23 protein-coding genes and 1 tRNA gene are annotated in these 20,826 nt (G+C 66.9%); 7 read left to right on the top strand and 17 right to left on the bottom strand.

Translation table 11 applies throughout. The annotated features are described in order from the left end of the window. On the bottom strand, positions 1-339 hold the full coding sequence (locus NP825_RS02330) for a cupin (RefSeq protein ID WP_257548069.1): 339 nt from the start codon (positions 337-339) through the stop codon (positions 1-3). Positions 340-609: 270 nt separating this feature from the next. On the opposite strand from NP825_RS02330, the gene NP825_RS02325 reads away from it, so the two are divergent. After that, positions 610-1,317 (top strand): Crp/Fnr family transcriptional regulator, encoded by a 708-nt coding sequence (locus NP825_RS02325; protein WP_257548067.1) that lies wholly within the window; start codon positions 610-612, stop codon positions 1,315-1,317. An 11-nt stretch (positions 1,318-1,328) separates the two neighbouring features. Here the strand turns inward: NP825_RS02325 and NP825_RS02320 are convergent. From NP825_RS02320 to NP825_RS02305, 4 genes are all read right to left on the bottom strand, one after another. Then, positions 1,329-1,405, bottom strand: a tRNA-Arg gene (locus tag NP825_RS02320). Positions 1,406-1,451: 46 nt separating this feature from the next. Then, entirely contained in the window at positions 1,452-1,916 is a 465-nt protein-coding gene (locus NP825_RS02315) for a DUF1178 family protein (protein ID WP_257548065.1), read from the bottom strand. Position 1,917: 1 nt separating this feature from the next. Continuing rightward, positions 1,918-2,178 carry a glutaredoxin 3 gene (gene grxC, locus NP825_RS02310; protein WP_257548063.1) on the bottom strand — a complete coding sequence of 87 codons (261 nt, stop codon included), beginning with the start codon at positions 2,176-2,178 and terminating at the stop codon, positions 1,918-1,920. 4 nt (positions 2,179-2,182) lie between these two features. After that, entirely contained in the window at positions 2,183-3,073 is an 891-nt protein-coding gene (locus NP825_RS02305; RefSeq protein WP_257548061.1) for a ComF family protein, read from the bottom strand. Between the two features lie 44 nt (positions 3,074-3,117). Between NP825_RS02305 and NP825_RS02300 the strand changes: the two genes are divergently transcribed. Then, positions 3,118-3,966, top strand: coding sequence for a class I SAM-dependent methyltransferase (locus NP825_RS02300; protein ID WP_257548059.1), 849 nt, complete (start codon positions 3,118-3,120; stop codon positions 3,964-3,966). Between the two features lie 16 nt (positions 3,967-3,982). On the opposite strand, the gene NP825_RS02295 is transcribed toward NP825_RS02300, so the two are convergent. After that, the gene (locus NP825_RS02295; protein ID WP_257548057.1) at positions 3,983-4,411 is read right to left on the bottom strand and encodes a (deoxy)nucleoside triphosphate pyrophosphohydrolase; all 429 of its coding nucleotides are present in this window, start codon (positions 4,409-4,411) and stop codon (positions 3,983-3,985) included. A 77-nt stretch (positions 4,412-4,488) separates the two neighbouring features. After that, positions 4,489-4,704 carry a hypothetical protein gene (locus NP825_RS23615; protein ID WP_374046519.1) on the bottom strand — a complete coding sequence of 72 codons (216 nt, stop codon included), beginning with the start codon at positions 4,702-4,704 and terminating at the stop codon, positions 4,489-4,491. A 90-nt stretch (positions 4,705-4,794) separates the two neighbouring features. Between NP825_RS23615 and NP825_RS02285 the strand changes: the two genes are divergently transcribed. Continuing rightward, on the top strand, positions 4,795-4,968 hold the full coding sequence (locus NP825_RS02285; protein ID WP_257548054.1) for a Flp family type IVb pilin: 174 nt from the start codon (positions 4,795-4,797) through the stop codon (positions 4,966-4,968). An 81-nt stretch (positions 4,969-5,049) separates the two neighbouring features. Here the strand turns inward: NP825_RS02285 and NP825_RS02280 are convergent, their stop codons facing one another. The 6 genes from NP825_RS02280 to NP825_RS02255 all read right to left on the bottom strand — a co-directional run bounded on the left by NP825_RS02280 (position 5,050) and on the right by NP825_RS02255 (position 12,004). After that, positions 5,050-6,543 carry a M48 family metalloprotease gene (locus NP825_RS02280; RefSeq protein WP_257548053.1) on the bottom strand — a complete coding sequence of 498 codons (1,494 nt, stop codon included), beginning with the start codon at positions 6,541-6,543 and terminating at the stop codon, positions 5,050-5,052. Positions 6,544-6,689: 146 nt separating this feature from the next. Continuing rightward, positions 6,690-7,637: an acetyl-CoA carboxylase carboxyltransferase subunit alpha gene (locus NP825_RS02275; protein WP_257548052.1), complete on the bottom strand. Its 948-nt coding sequence runs from the start codon at positions 7,635-7,637 to the stop codon at positions 6,690-6,692. Positions 7,638-7,872: 235 nt separating this feature from the next. Continuing rightward, on the bottom strand, positions 7,873-8,757 hold the full coding sequence (locus tag NP825_RS02270) for a tyrosine recombinase (protein ID WP_257548051.1): 885 nt from the start codon (positions 8,755-8,757) through the stop codon (positions 7,873-7,875). Positions 8,758-8,907: 150 nt separating this feature from the next. Then, positions 8,908-10,740, bottom strand: coding sequence for a hypothetical protein (locus NP825_RS02265; RefSeq protein WP_257548050.1), 1,833 nt, complete (start codon positions 10,738-10,740; stop codon positions 8,908-8,910). Further along, positions 10,740-10,874, bottom strand: a complete 135-nt coding sequence (locus tag NP825_RS02260; RefSeq protein WP_257548049.1) for a hypothetical protein — start codon at positions 10,872-10,874, stop codon at positions 10,740-10,742. Before NP825_RS02260 ends, NP825_RS02265 begins: the two co-directional genes overlap by 1 nt. A gap of 212 nt (positions 10,875-11,086) precedes the next feature. Continuing rightward, a complete protein-coding gene (locus tag NP825_RS02255; protein WP_257548048.1) occupies positions 11,087-12,004 on the bottom strand; it encodes an SHOCT domain-containing protein in 918 nt (305 codons plus the stop codon). Between the two features lie 562 nt (positions 12,005-12,566). On the opposite strand from NP825_RS02255, the gene NP825_RS02250 reads away from it, so the two are divergent. Continuing rightward, on the top strand, positions 12,567-13,142 hold the full coding sequence (locus NP825_RS02250) for a shikimate kinase (RefSeq protein ID WP_257548047.1): 576 nt from the start codon (positions 12,567-12,569) through the stop codon (positions 13,140-13,142). Beyond that, positions 13,130-14,227, top strand: a complete 1,098-nt coding sequence (aroB, locus tag NP825_RS02245; protein ID WP_257548045.1) for a 3-dehydroquinate synthase — start codon at positions 13,130-13,132, stop codon at positions 14,225-14,227. Before NP825_RS02250 ends, aroB begins: the two co-directional genes overlap by 13 nt. Before the next feature lie 401 nt (positions 14,228-14,628). Here the strand turns inward: aroB and NP825_RS02240 are convergent, their stop codons facing one another. The 4 genes from NP825_RS02240 to radA all read right to left on the bottom strand — a co-directional run bounded on the left by NP825_RS02240 (position 14,629) and on the right by radA (position 18,991). Then, a complete protein-coding gene (locus tag NP825_RS02240) occupies positions 14,629-16,506 on the bottom strand; it encodes a monovalent cation:proton antiporter-2 (CPA2) family protein (RefSeq protein WP_257548043.1) in 1,878 nt (625 codons plus the stop codon). Beyond that, on the bottom strand, positions 16,503-16,931 hold the full coding sequence (locus tag NP825_RS02235; RefSeq protein ID WP_257548042.1) for an iron-sulfur cluster assembly scaffold protein: 429 nt from the start codon (positions 16,929-16,931) through the stop codon (positions 16,503-16,505). Before NP825_RS02235 ends, NP825_RS02240 begins: the two co-directional genes overlap by 4 nt. Beyond that, entirely contained in the window at positions 16,928-17,488 is a 561-nt protein-coding gene (locus NP825_RS02230) for a CvpA family protein (protein WP_257548041.1), read from the bottom strand. The genes NP825_RS02235 and NP825_RS02230 overlap by 4 nt, the downstream gene beginning before the upstream one ends. Positions 17,489-17,629: 141 nt before the next feature. Beyond that, a complete protein-coding gene (gene radA / locus NP825_RS02225; protein ID WP_257548040.1) occupies positions 17,630-18,991 on the bottom strand; it encodes a DNA repair protein RadA in 1,362 nt (453 codons plus the stop codon). Between the two features lie 188 nt (positions 18,992-19,179). On the opposite strand from radA, the gene fsa reads away from it, so the two are divergent. Both fsa and NP825_RS02215 read left to right on the top strand, forming a co-directional pair. Continuing rightward, positions 19,180-19,830, top strand: coding sequence for a fructose-6-phosphate aldolase (gene fsa, locus NP825_RS02220; RefSeq protein WP_257548039.1), 651 nt, complete (start codon positions 19,180-19,182; stop codon positions 19,828-19,830). A gap of 192 nt (positions 19,831-20,022) precedes the next feature. Continuing rightward, entirely contained in the window at positions 20,023-20,826 is an 804-nt protein-coding gene (locus NP825_RS02215) for an enoyl-CoA hydratase-related protein (protein WP_257548038.1), read from the top strand.

Raw genomic sequence — 20,826 nt, 5'->3', positions numbered from 1 at the left:
TCAGCCTGCGGTCCCGCCGCCTTCGTCGAACAGGATCGTCAGCAACAGCGACGTGTCGGCGACCGCCTTGACCGCGTGCGGCGTCCCCGGTTCGAGGAACAGCCAATCGCCGGTCTTGAGTTCGGCCGAAACCTCGCTCTCGATCCGCGCGTGCCCCGCGATGCAATAGAGCGTCAGAGATCCCGCAACGCGGTGCGGCGCGATCGACTGACCGGCGCGCACCACCAGATGAATGGCCTCGAAGGACGGGGTGCGGGCCAGCGCCGCCGTCGTGGTCGCCCGAAGGTCGATCGCGCCAAGATGCGCCACTTCGCCTGGACCGCAATGGTGCAGCGCCATGCTCAACGCTCCCGAAGTCGGGCGCGGCGGACCAGGGCGCGAAACCATCGACCGACACGGTTCGCGGGGCGGTCGCCACTGGCATGACGCGCGCGCCGCATATCGAGCGGTCCCGATCCGATCACTTCACCGCATTCCGGGCAGAACATCGTCCATCCTCCATCCGCGGCCCCTTCGCCCCTGCCCCGCACGATAGCAGAAACGGCGGTGAAGAATTTGCGCTGGCGCAAACTTCTCCCCTTTGCGCCAAGCCGCGCCTAGAAGGCCATCATGACTGCCCCGATTCCCATCGATGCCAGGACGCTCGCCGAGGTCGCCCTGCTGGCAGCGCTGCCGCCTGCCGTGCTGGATGAAGTGGCCGGGCTGGCGCGTGCGCGGTCACTCGCGCGGGGCATGCGGATATTCGATCAGGGCGAGCGCGCCGGCCGCGCGCACGCCCTGTTGTCGGGCTGCGTACGCATCACGCAGGCCGGCAGCGACGGCGAGGAGATTCTCGTCCGCTTGATCGGCCCCGGCGAAATCTTCGGCTGCGTCCCCGTTCTGACCGACGGCCTCTATCCCGCCGACGCGACCGCGATGGCCGATTCGCTGGAGGTGAGCTGGGATCCCGCCGACCTGCTCGCGCTGATGCAGCGTCATTCGCAGGTCGCGATCGCCATGGTCGGCATCGTCGGTAAACGATTGGGCGAAGCGCAGGAGCGGCTGCGCGAACTGGCGACACAAAGCGCCGAGCGCCGCGTCGCGCGCACGCTGCTACGGCTGCTCGACCAGGCCGGGCGCCGGACCGTTGACGGCATAAGGATCGAATTTCCGCTGCGGCGCAAGGACATCGCCGATATCGCCGGGACCACGCTCCACACCGCCAGCCGGCTTGTCGCAGGCTGGGGGCGCCAGGGCCTGCTCGTCACCCGCCATGGTCATATCATCATCAGATCGCCGGATAAGCTCCGCGCGATCGCCGAGGAAGTGCTGGATTGAGGGACTGGCAATGGTGCGCCCGGCGGGATTCGAACCCACGGCCCCCAGATTAGGAATCTGATGCTCTATCCTGCTGAGCTACGGGCGCGCCGGGCGCTCGTTTAGCGGCGGGGAGCGCGCAGCGTCAATCGCGATCAATTGATCGCATCGGGTGGAGCAATCGGCACCAGCAAAGGCATCGCCGCGATGCCGTCGTCGTGCAGCGCCTGCGCCTCCTGGGGCGAGGCTTGGCCGTGGATCAGATCCTCCGCCGCGCGCCCTTCGTGCATCGCCCGCGCCGCCGCGGCGAAATCGCGGCCGACCCAGCGCGACTGCGGCAGCATCTCGGCCTGCTTCGCCGCAATCTCGGCCAGCACCTTGCGTACCAGTTCGGGTGATGGCTCAGCGGAATCGGCGGGCGGAGCCACAGGTGCCGCGACCGTCTGGTTCGACTTCGCTCCGACGCGCGGCGCCATCACCGCCTTGCGGATATCGGCGTCGCCGCAGACCGGGCAGCCGATCAACCCGCGCGCCTGCTGGTCGGCGAAGCTGTCGCTGCTCGCGAACCACGCCTCGAACCGGTGCTCGCCGGCGGCGCAGCAGAGGTCGAAGACGATCATCTCAATCGGCTTTCAGCAGCGCGTCGAGTTCGCCCTTCGCCTCGAGCGCGGCGAGGTCGTCGCTGCCGCCGACATGCCGGTCGTCGATGAAGATCTGGGGCACCGTGCGCCCGCCGTTCGCGCGCGCGACCATCGCCTCCTGGCCGGCGCGATCCATCGTCACGTCGATTTCGCGATAGACGGCGCCCTTGCGGTCGAGCAGCGCCTTGGCGCGCGCGCAATAGCCGCAAAAGGCCTTCGTATAGATTTCAATCGTCGCCATATGGCTATCCTGCCGTCCTTCCATCCCCGATATCGGAATCCAACGACGCAAAGTCAAATATGTTGCTCGTCATCAGCGCATCGGGGACGACGCGCGCCCAGCTTAGCGCCGAAATGCGCACCGCGCCGCTGCGCCGAAGCGTCCGCGCCGCCGCGCGCAGCGTCGCGCCGCTCGCGTGGACGTCATCGATCAGCACCAGATGCCGCCCCGCCGCCCGTGTCCGCGCATCGGGGGCGAGCGCGAAGGCGCCCGCGACGATCCGCTCGCGCTCGCGCCGCCCCTTGCCGCGCAGCGCCGCCGTGGCCTTCGGCCGAACGAGCAGGTGCGGATCGTGCGCGACCCCGGTGAGCAGCGCCAGCGCGTCGGCGACCATCGCCGCCTGGTTGAAGCCGCGCGACCAGAGCCGCCAGCGGTGGAGCGGCACCGGCACCAACAGCATCTCCCCGCTGTTGCCGAGCGTCGCCAGCGGGCGCGCCATCAATTGCGCCATCAGCCGCGCATGCCCGGTCCGCCGCCCATATTTGAGGCGCAGCGCGACCGTGCGCGCGACGGGACCATAAGCAACCGCTGCGGGGGCGCCGTCGAACGGCGGCGCATCGGCCATGCACGCGCCGCATTCGACCGCGCCGCCGGGGAGCGCCGTCGGCAGCGGAATTGAGCAGCGCGCGCAGGCGGGACCGTCGAGGAAGTGCAGCGACGACCAGCACGACAGGCAGAATTGGCGGTCGTCGCCGACGATCACCCCGCATCCGGGGCAACGCGGCGGCAGCGCATAATCGACGGCAGCGCGCCCAGCGGTTCGCAGAAGGCGAAGCAGCGCCCGCCCTGCCCCTGCGTCCGCCGCTGGCGGGCCGATTTCCGCATCTCCGGCGGCCATCGTCCTATCGTCCCCCATGTCGCGACTTGTGCAGCATCGCCGGGAGAGGCACAAGCGCGCGCATGTCGCAGCCCCCGCCGCTTTTTTCCCCCGCCCGCGACGCCGCGCAGCGCGACCGCGCGGCGCTCCTGCCCGCCGACGCCAATTTCCTCGCGCCGATCGTCGCCGACACCTTGCTCGACCGCCTGTCGATGGTCACACGGGCCTTTTCCCGCACCCTGCTGATCGGAGCGCACGACGCGGCGCTGGCCGAGCATCTCCACGCGACCGGAACTCACCTCACCCTGTTCGAAGCCGGGCCGCGGCTGGCCGCAGCGACGGGCGCGATCGTCGGTGAGGTCGATGCGATCGACCTGCCGCTGGCGAGCTTCGACCTCATCGTCTGGCCGGGCGGGCTCGAAGCGGTGAACGACGTTCCCGGCGCGCTCGTCCGCCTTCGCGCGCTGCTCGCACCCGACGGCCTGCTCCTCGGCGTCTTCGTCGGCGACGGCAGCCTGCCGCGCCAGCGCCGCGCGGTGATGAGCGAGGGCGTGCGGCCGATCGCGCGGCTGCATCCGCAGGTTGACCTGGCGTCGATGGGCAATCTGCTCCAGCGCACCGGCTTCGCGCTGCCGGTGGTCGACGTCGATGCGCTGACCGTGCGCTATGGCGACTGGTTCGCGCTCGTCCGCGACTTGCGCGCCGCCGGCCTGTCGAGCCGCCTCTCGCCCGCGCCGCCACCGCTGACGCGCGACGAAGTGGTGCGGATCGCCGCCGCCTTCGCCGCGCAGGCCGATCCCGACGGGCGCATCGCCGAAACTTTCCGCCTGATCCACTTCAGCGGCTGGGCGCCGCACCCCGACCAGCCAAAACCCGCGCGGCGCGGCAGCGGGTCGGCTTCGCTCGCGGAAGCGCTGAAGCCGAAGACGTGACCGTCGCCCTGCAAATCTAGATCAACGCCTCGATCAGCCCGATCAGCGGCAGGTCGGCGGGCGGCATGGCAAGGCCGTGCAGTTCGACCGGCCGCACCCAGCGCAGCGCGCTAGCGTGCATCGCCTGCGGCGTCCCGCGCCATTTGCGGCAGACGTAGAGCAACAGCAGCAGGTGCCGGTCGCCCAGCGTGTCGCTTGCGAAACAGGCGGGCGCGAGGCAGCTATGATCGACGTCGATCGCCAGCTCCTCGGCCAGCTCGCGGATCAGCGCACGTTCGGGGGTTTCGCCGGATTCGAGCTTGCCGCCGGGAAATTCCCACAATCCCGCCATCGGCTTGCCGTCCGGCCGTTGCTGGACGAGCAGCCGCCCGTCGCGATCGACGAGCGCCGCCGCGACGACGGTGAGGATGGAAACTGCGGCATTTCCCGCCTTGAACACGGACAAATTATTAACCCTCCTGTGCGACCCTCGAAAGCCTCGGGAACTATAACTTCAGTCAGGGGCGGAACAATGAACAAGATTCAGAGGCTGCTGCGGTCGACCAGAGCCGCGACAGCCGTCGAATACGGGCTGATATTGGCCCTGATCTTTATCGTTGCGCTGAGCGCGATGAGCGCCGTCGGAACATCGACCATCACCATGTGGAACAAGGTGTCCTCGAACACAACCAGCGTCCTATAAACGGCGACCTGTCCAATAGCGGGACTTGATCGCACCCGTTTACGCAGACCCGCCATTAAGATTTTCAAAACTTATTTCACCTAGACCCGAACCGTTGACCCAGACCAGACCGTCAACAGGGTAAGTGAAGCATCAGGAGACCAGTCATGAAATTCATCAAGAAATTCGCCCGCGACACCAAGGCCGCGACCGCCATCGAATATGGCCTGATCGCCGCTCTGATCGCCGTCGCCGGCATCACCGCGATGAGCGCCGTCGGCAGCGGCGTGAAGGGTGCGTTCACGGACGTCGCGACCAACCTCGGTCAGACCGTTCCGTAATAGCCGAAAGGCTTCTCGCGCTTTATCGCGCGAGCATCGGAATCGGGGGCGGTGGCTCAGGCCACTCGCCCCCTTTTCGCGTCAGCGGCTGGCGTAAACGACGATCTTGACCTTCTGTCCCGGCACCAGCCGGCTCGACGCGGTCAGGCGGTTGAGCACCTGGAACCGCTCGGTCTGATAATCCTGATAGGCCATGCGCCGTGCCAGCGTCGCGACGGTGTCGCCGCGACCCACGGTGACGACATCGACCCGCCGCGGCCGGATCGCGGCCGCTTCGCTCGCATTCAGGCGCCGGACGCTGTTGAACATCGGATTGAAGACGCCCGAACCGCCCGCCTTGGTCAGCGTCACGAAGTGAAAGGCACTGCTGCGCGAAAATTCATAGGCGAAGACGGTGACGTCGACCTGCCCCGACTGGGTGTTGGCGCGCGCGACCGAATAATATGCGGGAATCCCGTTCACCGTCGTGCGCTGGACGCTGCTCGGGCTCAGCGACGCATTGCCCGCCACCGCCTTGAACGCCGCCGCGATATAGGCGTTCATGTCGCCGTTATAGGCCGCGGTCGTGAATTGCGCCTGGCCGCCGTTGCCGCTCACAGAAACCGCGTCGGTGGCGTTCTGCATGCCATAGCCGTTCGGCACGGTGAATTTGAGCCGGAGAGCGGGGTGCAGGAAGTCGCGCCCCTCGATCACCCCCTGCGCGGGATCGTCGCCATAGAGCACGCCATCGACCGACGCGAGAAAAGCATCGGCGTTGCGCACGCCGCCGCGCCCGACCTTCGCCGCCAGGCTTTCGGCGTTGCGGACGCGCGAGGCGGGATCGGGGTGGGTGCTCGCCCATTCGGGGATCGACCGCGCGTCGCCGCCCGATAGCCGCGCCTCGAGATCGGTCTGGTTGGCAAGGCTCGCGAGCATCGTCGACAGCGCGAGCGGGTCGTAGCCCGCCTTCTTGAGATATTGAACGCCGAGTTGATCGGCCTCGAGTTCCTGCCCGCGCGAAAAGCCGAGCGTCGCGAGCTGCGCCGCCTGCATCGCATTGTTCTGGAGCAGGCCGCCGAGGCCGCCGAGCAACCCGCCATTGTCGCCGATCGCACCGCCGATCACCGCGCCGAGCACGCCGAGAATCGTGTTCCGCGTCGCCGCCTTCTGCCTTTTCTTGCTGTGCTGCGCGGCGACATGGCCGACCTCGTGCCCCAGCACGCCCGCGAGCTCGGCCTCGTCGTTCATCAGCGCCATGAGCTGGCGCGTGACATAGACATAACCGCCGGGGATCGCGAAGGCGTTGTTCACCGGCGAATTGAGCAAGGTGACCGTGAAGTCCGTCGGCGAGCGCGACAGGCCCGACTGGACCGCGATATTCTGCCCGATCCGGTTCACATAGGCCGCCTGCGGACCGGCATAGGCGCCGCCGAATTCGGCGAGAAGCTGCGGATGCGCCTCGTCACCCTGCTTGCGTTCGGCGGGCGTGATGTTGGTCTGGGTCCGGATCGCCTTCAATTGCGCGTCGGCGGCGCCGGTGAAAGCGAACGCCGAAAGCGCGAATGCCGCCGCCAGCCTGTATTTCGTCTTCCGCATCGTCAACGACCTCCCTCATACACCTCGTCATTGCGAGCGGAGCGAAGCAATCCAGAGCGGTTTACGCCTGCTGTGGATTGCCGCGTCGCCTTCGGCCCCTCGCAATGACGATTCCAACCAACGACATCTCGTTCCGGTTCCGCCGCTCAGACCCGCCCCATTGCGAGGAACTTCTCCTCGCGCGCATCAAGCAGTGCTTCTCGCGACAATCCGGCCAGCGAATCGAGCTCTTCGGCGATCGCATCGCCGAGCGACTGGATCGCGGCCTCGGGCGCACGGTGGGCGCCGCCGACGGGCTCGGGAACGATGCGGTCGATAATTTTCAGCCCCAGCAGGTCCTGCGCCGACATCTTCATCGCGGTCGCGGCATCGGCCGCCTTGTCCGACGTGCGCCACAGGATCGACGCACAGCCTTCGGGCGAGATCACCGAATAGACGGCGTGTTCGAACATCAGCACGCGGTTCGCCGCAGCCAGCGCGATCGCGCCGCCCGATCCGCCCTCGCCGACGATCGCCGCGACCATCGGCACGCCCAGGGCAAGGCATTGCTCGGTCGAGCGCGCGATTGCCTCGGCCTGTCCGCGCTCCTCGGCCTGGATGCCGGGAAAAGCGCCCGACGTGTCGACCAGCGTCACCACCGGCAGCCCGAAGCGGTCGGCGAGCTGCATCAGGCGGATCGCTTTCCGATAGCCCTCGGGCTTCGCCATGCCGAAATTATGCTTCATGCGCGACGGGATGTCGTCGCCCTTTTCATGGCCGATCACCATCACGCGGCGGCCGCGAAAGCGCGCGAGCCCGCCCAGAATCGCCTGATCGTCGCCGAAATTGCGGTCGCCCGCCAACGGCATCCAGTCGTCGAACATATCCGCGACATAATGTTTGAAATGCGGCCGGTCGGGATGGCGCGCGACCTGCGTCTTTTGCCACGGGGTCAACTTCGAATAGATGTCGCGCAGCAATTTCGAGGACTTGTCCTCCAGCCGCGCGATGTCGCCGTCGATGTTGAGCGAGGGGTCGTCCCCCATCTCGCGCAATTCGGCAATCTGCCGATCGAGCGCCGCGACCTGTTTCTCGAAATCCAGAAAGGCTGTCATAGGGGAGCGCTAGTGCGAAGGCCGGGCGAGGTCAACGCCGGAACAAATCTGATTGAACCCGACTCCCCGAGCGAAGCCGAGGGGCTCGTTCGAGCGTAGCGAGAACCCGCACCGTCGCAGCCTCGACTACGCTCGGAATGGCCCCTCGGCTTCGGCCAAAGGCCGAAGTTTATCCTGAGCGCCCGCCAGGGCAGTCGAAGGGCTCGGGGAATCGGATCTCTTTGTCGAGGATGGATCATTTCATCCGCGCCAGCGGATGCCGCCGGTTCACCAGCTCGACCAGCCGCCTGCTGTCGACGTGCGTATAGATTTCGGTCGTCGCGATGTCGGCATGGCCGAGCATCAGTTGCAGCGCGCGCAAATCCGCCCCGCCCTCCAGCAGGTGTGTCGCGAAGGCGTGGCGCAGCACATGCGGGCTGATCGCGGTCGGGTCGATCCCGGCGCGTGCCGCGAGCTCGCGCAGCATCTGGAACAGCCGCACGCGCGACAGATGCGCCTTTCCCGATGGAAAGAGCCACGGCGAACCATCCGCGACCAACGGCAGCCAGCGGTCGATTCCTTCGCGCGTGCGTTCGGACAGAGGTACCAGCCGCTCCTTGTCGCCCTTCCCCCGAATGATCAGGAACTCGCGCCCGCCCGAAGCCGCGCGGCGGGGCAGCGATACGAGTTCGCTCGCGCGCAGCCCCGATCCATAGAGAAGTTCGAGCAGCAGCAGCATCCGTACCGCCTGCGCGGGCGGCGCTTCGCCTGCCGCTTCCTCGCCCGCCTGCGCGAACAGCCGCTCGACATCGTCGTGCGTCAATATGCGCGGCAAAGGCCGCCGCGTCGCCGGGCGCGCGATGTCGAGCGCGGGATTGTCGGCGCGCTCGCCCTCGTCGAGCAGGAAAGCGAAGAATTGCCGCAACGCCGACAATTTGCGCGCCGCGCTGCTCGCCGCAAGCGAGGCGTAGCCCGCCATCAGCGCGCGCAGATCGTCGGCCCCCGCCTCGCCCAGCGAACCGCGCACCCTCTCCGCCGCCTGCTCCAGATCGCGCTTGTAGGCCGCGAGCGTGTTGCGCGATGCCCCGCGCTCGGCCGCCATCATCTCCAGAAAGCGGTCGATCAGGATGCCGTCACTCACTTCAAGCTCATTGGTCTGGAGCTTATCACATTGAGCCGATTCCCCGAGCGAAGCCGAGGGGCCCTGCCGAGCGAAGTCGAGGCAGCGACGGTGCAGGTTCTCGCTTCGCTCGAACGAGCCCCTCGGCTTCGCTCGGGGAATCGGACTATGTCAGACACGCACCAGCGCTTCGGCGGCGATCATCCGCGCTTCGGCCTCGAGCCCGACGTCGCGCAGCGCGCGGGTGATGTAATAGAGGTGATAGGGCGGAATCTTCGACCAATCGCCCTGCATCCCTGCCGCCGCGATCAACGCGACCATCCCCGGCTCGCGCCGTTCGGCGGCCGCCATGATCGCGCGCGACCAGCGCGTCTGCTTACCGAGATCGACGTCGAGGTCGCCCGCCGCCGATGCCGCCTGGTCGGGGTCTATGCGTCCGAGGCCCGCCAGCCCCGCGACGAGGAATTTCGAGCGCAGAGAATCGGCGCTGTCGTCATTGCCCGAGAAATTGCCGATGCTGCCCGCGCTCACTCCGGTCAGCGCGCGCGGCGATCCGACCGCCATCACGCCCCACGCGCGGCTGCCGACGTCGAGTTTCTGAACCCACGCCATCGCGTTGGCGTCGTACCCCGCGGCGAGCATCGACCCCAGAAGCTGCCACGGATCGTCGCCGACGTTGGTGCCGGTCGGCAGCCCCGCCGCGGCGCGCGCGGTCGCGACGAGCGCGGCATAGCGCTGCGCCGGGTTCGATCCCGCGCCCCACAGCCCCTGCATCGCGGCATAGCGTTCGGCGCCGGTCGCCGATCCGAAGGCATCGCGCAGCTCGCCGAGCTGCGCCGCGATCGCTTCGGGCGGCTCCTCCTCGCTCGACGCCGCGCTGAGCAGCGAGACATAGGCCTCGCTCGACAGCACGCCGCGCGCCGCCGCGTCGGGCGCCGCGGCGACGCGGTCGGCCATCTCGGTCATCGGCGCCAGCACCGTCCAGCCGCGCATATATCCGGGCTCGCCGGCGCGAAGCTCGGCGGGAATGCCAATCGCGGTCGCGGTCGCGAGGCCGAAGCGCCAGCTCGTCAGCCGGTCGACCTTGTCCCATTCGATCGTCGTCGAGCGGCGGCCCGCGCCGGTCGCGCCGAGCACGCGTTCGGCGAGCAGGATGTCGAAATTGCTGATCTTGCCGCTCGACCGGACGCGCCCGATCGCCCAGCCGGCCGGACCGGCCTCGCCCGACAGCCCGGCGCAGATCGCCGCCGCCAGCCGCCACGACTGCTCCTCGCCATGCGCGAGGCCGGCGGGGACATAGGGGCAGAGCCCGGCCGGATCGGCGTTGGCAAGGAAGGTCTGTTGCGCGACCTGCACCAGCCGCGGGCTCGCGCGATCATAGTCAACCGACTGGACGATCCAGCGCGCTGCGGTCGATTCGCCCATGCGCAGCAGCAGCCCGGCGCGATCGGCGGCGAGGTCGGCGCCGTTGATCGTGTCGGGGGTGTCGATCGCCGACGACAGCGCACGGCGCAGCAAGATCTGCCCCCAGCGCGAAGCCAGTGCGCCACTGGTCTTGCGCATGATCGCCGCCGCATATTGGCCGCGCACGCCAAAAGCATCGGGCGCAAGGCCGCCCGTTTCGGGAGTCAGCGGCCCGATCCGCGTCAGCAGCCGCCGCGCGCCGGGCGGCAGGTCGTATTTCAGCCCGCCCGAGGCGATCTCTTCCTCGTCGCCGCTCTCGTCGCCGTCTTCGCTCGTCGCATCGCTCAGGGTCGGGGCGACAGCGGGCGGCAGGGCGCTGGCCGATGGCGACGACGGCGACGCGGACGAAGGCGCGGGCGATTTCGGCGTCGCGGTCGAACTGGGCGATGGCGTCGGCGAAGGTTTCGGCGCGGGCGTATCGGCCGGATTGCCGAATCCCTCGGGCAGCAGCGATTCCTGCGCGATCGCGGGCAGCACCAGCGCCGCCGCCATCGCGGTACCCGACAGGGCCAAAGTCAGCGTCAGCAGCTTTTTCGTCATCACCTATCCTTGGGGGCTGTGCTCGGGCCGCTTTGGGCGATTGTGTCGGTCACGTCCACCTTGGTCATTCGGGGCGCGATCGGCCGCCCCAGATAAAAGAGCAACAGCAGGAAGGCCAGCAGCACCAGCGCCAAGCCCGCCAGCCACGCCCTCCATCGACCTTTTCCCGATCTCATCGCCTCGCGCAATATCCAATGCCCGCCGTTCGTCCCATTCGTGCCCTCCGCGCAAACTCCGGCGAAACCATGGCCAAGCGCGACCTTTACCGCAGAGCCGGAGCCAACGGAAGACGATCAACCATCAGAGGGTGTAAGGCGGCAAACGAGGAGACCGATAATCTCCCGGTTTACAGAGCATAACGCTCACAGGCTGATGCGAGGGTATCGAGCCGGTATTTTGGCATCGCCACGCTGAGGACGGCGTCAATCTGGCTGGTCACTTTCTCCGGCGACGTCAGGTCATATCTGGTTGACCATTCCGCTCCATTGGAAGCCCGTAGCAGATTCGACATATTCTCATATTTGCTGACGAGCGCTTGCTGCCCCGCTTCGCTGGCTATCCCCTTCAGAACCCCGGCAGCGCCAAAGCAGGTGAAACGGAATTCAGCCATATCAGCCGGTGGCGCACCAAATTCAGCGCCTTTGCGCGAGTCCGGAAATTTCTCTTCGCACCTTTCCATGAACCGGGGCAGCTTATCGTCCGGAACGGCACCGAATGACGCTTTCTTCAAAAGCTCGTTGTTGGACGCACTGCTCAGCTTCGCCATAAAGGGTCGATTGCTGTTGTCGGCCTGAGCGACCCGCGCCGTATAGTACATCGCCTGCATGAAATTATCGAACGACTGCCCCGTGCGAGCCGCGCCAACCATGCACATGCGGGCAGCATGATCGTCATCATCAAGCAACGGCAGTTCCCGCGCCGATTCAGGCTGGAGGGCAGCATCAGTAGCCGTCGCAGGGCCTTGCGCTTCGTCCGTCGCGGCCGCGGCTTCATCGTCCGCGGCGATTGAGGCGACGATCCTATTGCTGTTTGAGGTGTAGTCATAGGCAAGGACACCTGCACCGACGACGGCCACGGCTATCAAACCAACCCCTGCATAAACAGCCAGCTTGTTCGATCTTGGTTCTTCCCGATAATCCCCGTCACCGTCCGTGGTCGATGCCGGTGCCGTCGCCAGCAGCTTCCCCTTCTGAGCTTCAAACTCAGCGTCACTCAGCGCACCGTCTTTCCAGAGTTTCGTCAGTCGCTCAAGATCGTCCAGCATATACACCCCCCGCTATGAACCCGATTGACGCTTCCGTAAGCCGGAACATCCTTAAAATTCAGATAAGGGCGATAATCCATCTGCTCAGCGAGCAGGAAAGGTAGGACAAATAGCGATACAACGAACAAATATTGTAGAAAATTACACTACAATTATTCCTTTTCTGATTATCAATTCCATCAAATAAAGATGGTTTGGATCATCTGCGCGGCTTGGTAGTGGAAATCGGTTCGCCTTTGACAGCCATCAAATCTCCACTGGCTCCCGCGCCGCCGCTGGGAACGCGAAGAAACAGGCGACACGGCGCGTTCGCTGTTCGCAATGCCATGCAAGCCGGCCAGCCTTGTCGCTGCCGGCAGCAAGCCAATGAGCAAATGACTCGCTAATTCAGCGAACCCAGGGAAAATCTGACACGCAGATCATACCGCGAGGCTTTGCTGCGTTTGCGTATGTCAAGTGTAGCTGCTAGCGGCTCGCCTATGGCGATGATTTTTCAGAAGCGGCGGTTTTCTGCGGGTCACCCCACGTATATTTTAGTCTTACAACCCCTTTGGCATTGATCATGTCGCGAAACCCGAACAGCCCCGGCCCGGCCGCATCCGGTCCCCTGACCGCGTCGATCCGCGAGCGGTCGATCGTGCTTGTCGGACTGATGGGGTCGGGCAAGTCGACGATCGGCCGCCGCCTCGCGCAGCGCCTCGGCATGGCCTTCGCCGACGCCGACGACGAGATCGAGCGCGCTGCGGGCATGACGATTTCCGACATGTTCGCCAAGTTCGGCGAAGCGCATTTCCGTGACGGCGAACGCCGCGTGATCGCGCGGCTGCTCGCGGGGAAGCCGCACGTCCTCGCCACCGGCGGCGGGGCCTTCATCAACGACGAGACGCGCGCACTGATCCTGAAGGACAGCCTGTCGATCTGGCTCGATGCCGACATTCCGACGCTGGTCGAGCGCGTCGCGCGGCGCAGCCACCGCCCCTTGCTCAAGAACCGCGATCCGGGGCAGGTGCTCCGCGAACTCGCCGCGGTCCGCAACCCCATCTATGCCGAGGCGCACATCCGCGTCAGCTCGGCGTCCAGCCCGCACGAATATACGGTGCGCGCGATCTTGGAGGCCCTGTCGAAATGGAACGCCTGACCGTCGAACTGGGGAGCCGCAGCTATCCGATCCTGATCGGCGACGGGCTGATCGGCGAGATCGGCCGCCACGTCGCGCCGCTCCTCAAGCGCCCGCGCACGATGATCGTCACCGACGAGCATGTCGCGCCGCATTATCTGGACTCGGTGAGCGCCGCGCTGGCGGCGGAGGGCGTTACGGTCTCGTCGCTCGTTCTGCCCGCAGGCGAAAGCTCGAAAAGCTGGGCCGGGCTCGCGCGCCTGACCGAATGGCTGATCGGCGAAGGGGTCGAGCGCAGCGATCATGTCATCGCACTGGGCGGCGGCGTGATCGGCGATCTCGTCGGTTTCGCCTGTTCGGTCGTCAAGCGCGGCTGCGCCTTCGTCCAGGTGCCGACCACGCTGCTCGCGCAGGTCGACAGCAGCGTCGGCGGCAAGACCGCGATCAACGTCACCGCGGGCAAGAATCTGATCGGCGCCTTCCACCAGCCCGCGCTGGTGCTGATCGACCCGGCAACGCTCGCCACCCTGCCGCGCCGCGAGCTTGGCGCAGGCTATGCCGAGGTGGTCAAATATGGGCTGATCGACGATGCCGCCTTCTTCGCCTGGTGCGAGGCCAACGGCGCGGCGCTGCTCGCGGGCGACGGCGATGCCCGGCATAAGGCGATCGCGCACAGCGTCGCCGCCAAGGCGCGGATCGTCGCCGCCGACGAGCGCGAAACGCAGGACATTCGCGCGCTGCTCAACCTCGGCCATAGCTTCGGCCACGCGCTCGAGGCGGAGACCGGCTATTCGGATCGGCTGCTCCACGGCGAGGCAGTCGCTGCGGGCATGGTGCTCGCGCATCAATTTTCGGCCGCGAACGGCCTCTGTCCGCCCGAGGACGCGGCGCGGGTGCGCGATCATCTCGCCAGCGTCGACCTGCCGCACAGCCTCGCAAGCGCAGGGATCAACACCGGCGGCGCGGCGCTCGCGGCGCATATGGCGCACGACAAGAAAGTGCGCGGCGGCAAACTGCCGCTGATTTTGACCCGAGGGATCGGACGGAGCTTCGTCACCGAGGATTATGGACTGGATAGCGTGGCGGCGTTTCTCGATGATCGCTGACGGCAGCAGTTAACGACCGGAAGCGGACCTATCTTCTCCCCTCCCTGCAAGGGAGGGGCGGGGGTGGGTGGCCGCCGAAGGCGGCGCTCTTCCGCGTTGCTCGCTACGCTCGCTACCCGCCCCTAACCCCTCCCTTTCAGGGAGGGGAATATCCGCTCCCCACCCCATAGCAGGCATCGCCTTCAAATAGGCCTTTCCTACATTATCCGGCTATGCCAGCCTTCATCCGGCTCTTTCCTTTGGTGAACAAAAGAGGTCGCTGTCTAACTCGCGGGTGCGGTCATGGCGGGGCGCGCCGAACGCGTCAGCACGCCGCGAGGTCCAAATCGGAGCGCGCACAGGGCTGAACTTTCCTGAACTTTGGAATGGCCAAGCGGCCTCGCGACGGCCGGGCCGAGCGATTAGGCCGCCTGACCGGCTTCGGCCTCTTCGCGCGCGCGTTTCGCCGCGGCACGCCGCTCGCGCAGCGCTTCGAGCACGCTGGCCGCCTGCCGACCGCCGCCGGCGACGAAGCGATAATCATGTCCCGCGCCGAGGTCGCCCTCGCTCATCTGCATGCCGAGCCGCTCGGCATCGAGCTGGCGCAGCGCCATTTCGACATCCTCGATCTCGCGCGGCGCGACCTCGAGTTGCTCGAGCGCCATCGCGCCAAGCGCGATCGAGCTTTCGAATACCTCGCGCACCGCGCCGACCGTTCCCGCCCCGTCGATCGCCAGCAATTGCCGCCGATCGAACACGCGCGTCAGCACACGCGCATTGGGGAACGCCTCGACCACCGGCGCCAGCGCTGCGGCGTCGAGGCTGCGGTCGTCGGTGCAGAAGATGATCAGCCGCGCCTCCTCGGCCCCCGCGCGGCGCAGCACGTCGATGCGCAGCCCGTCGCCGAAATAGACTTTGGTGTCGAAGCGACCCGACAGTTCGATCTGGCTCGGCTTCTTGTCGATCAGCGTCACCGAGCAATCGACCGCGTGGAGCATCTGCGCGACGATCTGGCCGAAGCGGCCATAGCCGATGACGAGCGCCGACCCGCGCGGCGCATTTTCGGGATCGTCGAGATCGGCCTCGCTGCCCGGCGAATATTCCAGATTGCGCGCGAACAGCATCAGGAACGGCGTCGTCATCATCGACAGGGTGACGACCGCGCTGAACAGGCTCGCCGCCGCCGGCGCGACGAGCATCGCATCGGCGGCCTGGGTAAAAAGCAGGAAACCGAATTCGCCGCCCTGGCTCAGGAGCAAGCCGAGGCCGAGCGCGGTGCTCCACGGCTTGCCGAACAGGCGGACGAGCAGCGTGAGCACTGCGGTCTTGACCGCGACCAGCCCGGCGGCGAGCGCGAGCACCAGCAGCGGCCGCTGCATCACGACGCCGACGTCGAGCACCATCCCGACCGCGAGGAAGAAGAGGCCGAGCAGGACGAGGCGGAACGGCTCGACGTCAGCTTCGATCTCGTGCCGATAGGGCGAATCGGCGAGCATAACCCCCGCGATGAACGCCCCCAGCGCGGTCGACAAATGGAGGCTGTGCATGAAGGCCGCGCTCGCCAGCACCGCGAGCAATCCGACGACCACGAACAATTCGCGCTCGCCATAGCGGCCGACGAGGCGGAGCAGCGGATTGACGATAAAGCGGCCGACCAGCACGAGGATCAAGATCGCGCCAACCGTCGTCAGCGCCATCTGCCACCCCGGCGGCGCCGACGGATCGGCGGGCGCGCGCGACAGCGCGGCGATGATCGTGATCATCGGCACGATCGCGAGATCCTGGAACAGCAGGATCGAAAAGGCCTTTTCGCCGAAGGGCGAGTTGATCCGCCCCGAGCTCTTGAGGCTCGGCAGCACCTGCGCGGTCGATGACAGCGCGAGCGGCAAGCCGAGCGCCAGCGCCGCCTGCCAACTGAAACCCAGCGTCACGAAGATCAGCCCGGCGAGGATCAGCCCTGTGACGACGACCTGCGCGAGCCCGAGTCCGAAGATCGCGCGGCGCATGTCCCAGAGCCGCCGCGGGTGGAGTTCGAGGCCGACGAGGAAGAGCAGAAAGGCGATGCCGATCTCGGCGAAGGCGAGCTTCGATTCGGCGCCGCCGACGAGCCCCAATCCGTGCGGACCGACGAGCGCGCCGGCGATCAGATAGCCGAGCACCGCGCCGAGACCGAGGCGACGGAAGAGCAGCACGAACAGCGTCGCGACCCCGAGCAGGATCGCGCCTTCGAGCAGCGCAGCGTCGGTCGCGGTTTCGCTGACGGCCGCAGCCGCCCCGGCCGCGAGACCCATCAGGCTCATGCCGGCGCCGCCTGTTCCTCAAGCGCCGCGACCGCGGCATCGAAGGGCAGCAGGATCGCCCCGTGACGCGCGGGATAGGCTTGCGCGGCGGCGAGCAGATCGAAGCCCGGCCATTCAGGCGACCCGCCCTCGCCCGCGAACCAGCTTGCGATCGCGTTGCGCGCGGCACGGAGTTCGGTCAGAGTCTTGCCCACCGCGTGGCGCGCGAGCAGCGTCGCCGATGCCTGCCCCAGCGCGCACGCCTCGACATGCATGCCGATGCCACTCACCCGGCCGCGATCGTCGGCGTCGACGTCGAGGATAATCGCGCTGCCGCACAGCGGCGCGCGCATCGATATGCGGTGGCGCGCGCCTTCGCGCGGCGGGAAATCGACCGACCCCACCGCGAGCGCCAATATGTCGCGATTATAGAGCGCGCCGCTCATGGCGCGCTCGCATCCGCCGCGGCCTGCTTGTCGGCGTCCACCTGCGCCGACCGCGCCTCGGCCCGCCGCTCGGCGATCACCTTGCTCAGCGCCGCACTTGTCGCGCTCAGCGCGGGATAGGTGCGGCTGTCCGTCATCCACGCCGGGCGCTGCGCGTTGCCGTAGCCGATGTCGTAAAGCAAGGTCGCCGCCATGAAGAGCAGGGTCGCGACGATCAGCCCCTTGATCGCGCCGAAGCCCGCACCCAGCCCGCGGTCGAAGCCTCCGACAAGCGAAGCGCGACTGCGCTGCCCCATCGTCCGCGATCCCCATTTGGCGAGCGCGAAGACCCCGCCGAACAGGATCACGAAAGCCAGCATCGCCGCGCCGCCGGGCGCCTCGATCCAGCGCGCGACGAAATCGGTGACGAGCGGGTGGAAAAAGCGCACCGCGAGGATCGCGAGGACCCAGGCGAGAAGCGACGTCACCTCCTGCACCAGCCCGCGCAGGAAGCCGAGCACCGCGCCGCCGCCGACGAGAGTCAGCACGATGATGTCGAGGGCCGTCAGATTTGCCATCGGACCGCAATCCAAAAATCACGCATGAAATACAACCGTTCGTGCTGAGCTTGTCGAAGCACCGTCCTTTTCTCCTTCCGGCCAGAAAGAACAGCCCTTCGACAAGCTCAGGGCGAACGGAATAACTTGATGTCAGCCGATCTAGTCACGCCCGAGCATCAGATCAACCAGTTCGCCCAATCGGGCAAAGCCGGTGACGCCGATCCCGTTCACGCCTTTCATGCCCTTTGGCCCCCAACCACTCGAAAAGCCGAGCTTCGCCGCCTCGCGGAGGCGCAGCGCGTCATGGGCGACGGGGCGGATTTCGCCCGACAGCGACAACTCGCCGAAAACGATCGCATCGGCAGGCACCGGCCGCTCGCTGAACGCCGAAATCAGCGCCGCCGCGACCGCGAGGTCGGCAGCGGGATCGGTGAGGCGATAGCCGCCCGCGACATTGAGATAGACTTCGGCCGCACCCATCTGGAGCCCGCAACGCGCTTCGAGCACCGCGAGCACCATCGCGAGCCGCCCGCTGTCCCAGCCGACAACCGCGCGGCGCGGCGTCGCGCCGCTGGCGAGGCGGACGGTCAGCGCCTGCACCTCGACCAGCACCGGCCTTGTGCCTTCCAAGGCAGGGAAGACCACCGATCCCGGTACGTCGCGGCCGCGATCGGTCAGGAACAGGCTCGACGGGTTGGCGACTTCGCCGAGCCCTTCCTCGCCCATCGCGAACACCCCGATCTCGTCGGTGCCGCCGAAGCGGTTCTTGACCGCGCGGAGGATGCGATAAAGATGGCTGCGCTCGCCCTCGAACGCCAGTACCGTGTCGACCATATGTTCGAGCACGCGCGGCCCGGCGATCGTCCCGTCCTTCGTCACATGCCCGACGAGCACGATCGCAGCGCCGCTGTCCTTGGCGTAGCGGATCAACTCCTGCGCGCTTGCGCGGACCTGGCTGACGGTCCCGGGGGCGCTGTCGATCAGGTCGCTGTGCATCGTCTGGATCGAATCGATGACGACGAAATCGGCGGTGCGACTATCAAGCGTCGCGAGGATATCGCGCACCGACGTCGCGCTCGCCAGCGCCACCGGCGCATCGCCGAGCCCCAGCCGCTGCGCGCGCAGCCGCACCTGCGCCGCGGCCTCCTCGCCGCTGATATAGACGACCGACTTGCCCGCCTTCGCGAGCCGCCCCGCCGCTTGCAAGAGAAGCGTCGATTTGCCGATCCCCGGATCGCCGCCGATCAGCGTCGCCGACCCCGCGACGAAGCCGCCGCCCAGCGCCCGGTCGAACTCGGCGATACCGCAGAGCATCCGGTCGGGCATGACGCTGTGCGCGTCCAGCGTTTCGAGCGCCAGCGTCCGCCCGCCGCGCGACAGGTCGTGCTTGGCCGAAAAGACGGTTTCCGCCGCCTCTTCGACCAGCGTGTTCCACTCGCCACAATCGGCGCATTGCCCCTGCCAGCGATAGCTGACGGCGCCGCAATTCTGGCAGACATATTGGCGTTTCGCTTTGGCCATGCGGCTTCGCATAGTCGGAACAAAGATGGAACGCCAGCAGATTATAAGTTCGTCATTGCGAGCGGAGCGAAGCAATCCAGGGCGGCTTGTCGCGCCCTGGATTGCTTCGCTCCGCTCGCAATGACGGGGAAAGGGTTATAGGGGATCAGCAACACCCGAATCACCCATCCAGCAGGAACGCCCGCGCCATGAAATTCTTCGCCGACACCGCCGAGATTGCCGACATTCAGGAGTTGGCCGCGACGGGCCTGCTCGACGGGGTGACGACCAACCCGTCGCTGATCGCCAAGTCGGGGCGGGACTTCAAGGAAGTGACGAAGGAAATCTGCGCCATCGTCGACGGCCCGGTGTCGGCCGAGGTCGTCGCGCTCGACCATGAAACGATGATGAAGGAGGCGGAGATTCTCCGCCGGATCGCCGACAATGTCTGCATCAAGGTGCCGCTGACGATCGACGGGCTCAAGACGTGCAAGGCGCTGACCAGCGACGGCACGATGGTCAACGTCACCCTCTGCTTCTCGGCGACGCAGGCGCTGCTGGCGGCAAAGGCGGGCGCGACCTTCGTCTCGCCCTTCGTGGGCCGCCACGACGACAATGGCTTCGACGGGATGCAGCTCATCGCCGACATCCGGCTGATCTATGACAATTATGCTTATGACACCGAAATCCTGGTGGCGAGCGTGCGCCACGGCATTCATGTCCTCGAAGCCGCGAAGATCGGCGCCGACGTGATGACCGCGCCGCCGTCGGTGATCAAGGGGCTGTTCAAGCATGTCCTCACCGAAAAGGGCATCGAAGGCTTCCTCGCCGACTGGGCCAAGACCGGACAGTCGATCTGACCTGCACGGAGGATTAGATTGCGGTGTGTCCCCGCGAAGGCGGGGACCCAGAGCGTTACAATGCCATTGTAGTATTCGCCGCTCTGGGCACCCGCCTTCGCGGGTGCGCACGCTTGTTTGGGCACGCCCGCCCTTTCCAGTTGACGTAAACGTTAACTCGCGCCGATACTCGCCCGAAAGGGAGAGATTCGCATGACCGACAACGCCGCCCCCGCCGTCCTGACCGAACGCCAGGGCCATATCCTGACCATCACGATCAACCGGCCCGAGGCACGCAACGCGGTCAACGCCGCGGTCCATGTCGGCATCGGCACCGCGCTCGACGAAGCCGAAGCCGACCCCGACATCCGCGTCGTCATCATCACCGGCGCGGGCGACAAGGCGTTCTGCGCGGGCGCCGACCTCGTCGCGCTGTCGCGCGGCGGCGCGCTCCAGCCCGACGACAAGGCGCAACAGGCGTGGGGCTTCGGTGGCTTTGCCGCGCACCCCATCTCGAAGCCGGTGATCGGCGCGGTCAACGGCTTCGCCTTCGGCGGCGGCTGCGAACTCGCGCTGATGTGCGACCTGATCGTCGCCTCCGAAAATGCGCAGTTCGGCTTGCCCGAAGTCAAGGTCGGACTGTTCGCCGCCGCGGGCGGCGCCTTCCGCATCGTCAAGCAACTGCCGCCCAAGCTGGCGATGGAGCATCTCCTGACCGGCGATCCTTTCGATGCCGCAACCGCGCTGCGCTATGGTTTCGCGAACCGCGTCGTCCCGCTCGCCGACCTCATGCCGACCGCCATCGCGCTCGCCGAGAAGATCGCGGGCAATGCGCCGCTGTCGGTGCAGGCCTCGAAGCGCGTGGCGCTCAGGATGCAGGACGGACAGATCGCCGGCGACGACGCGCATTGGGCCGACAACAGCCGCGAGCGCCGCGCGCTGATGGCGAGCGAGGACGCCCGCGAAGGTCCGCGCGCCTTTGCCGAGAAGCGCAAGCCCGTCTGGAAGGCGCGTTGA

Origin of the sequence: Sphingopyxis sp. DBS4 (genome assembly GCF_024628865.1) — a bacterium.
In the GTDB taxonomy this organism is placed as follows: Bacteria; Pseudomonadota; Alphaproteobacteria; order Sphingomonadales; family Sphingomonadaceae; genus Sphingopyxis.
The sequence above is the reverse complement of the archived record's forward strand: the minus strand, read 5'-3'. Positions and strand labels throughout refer to the sequence as shown.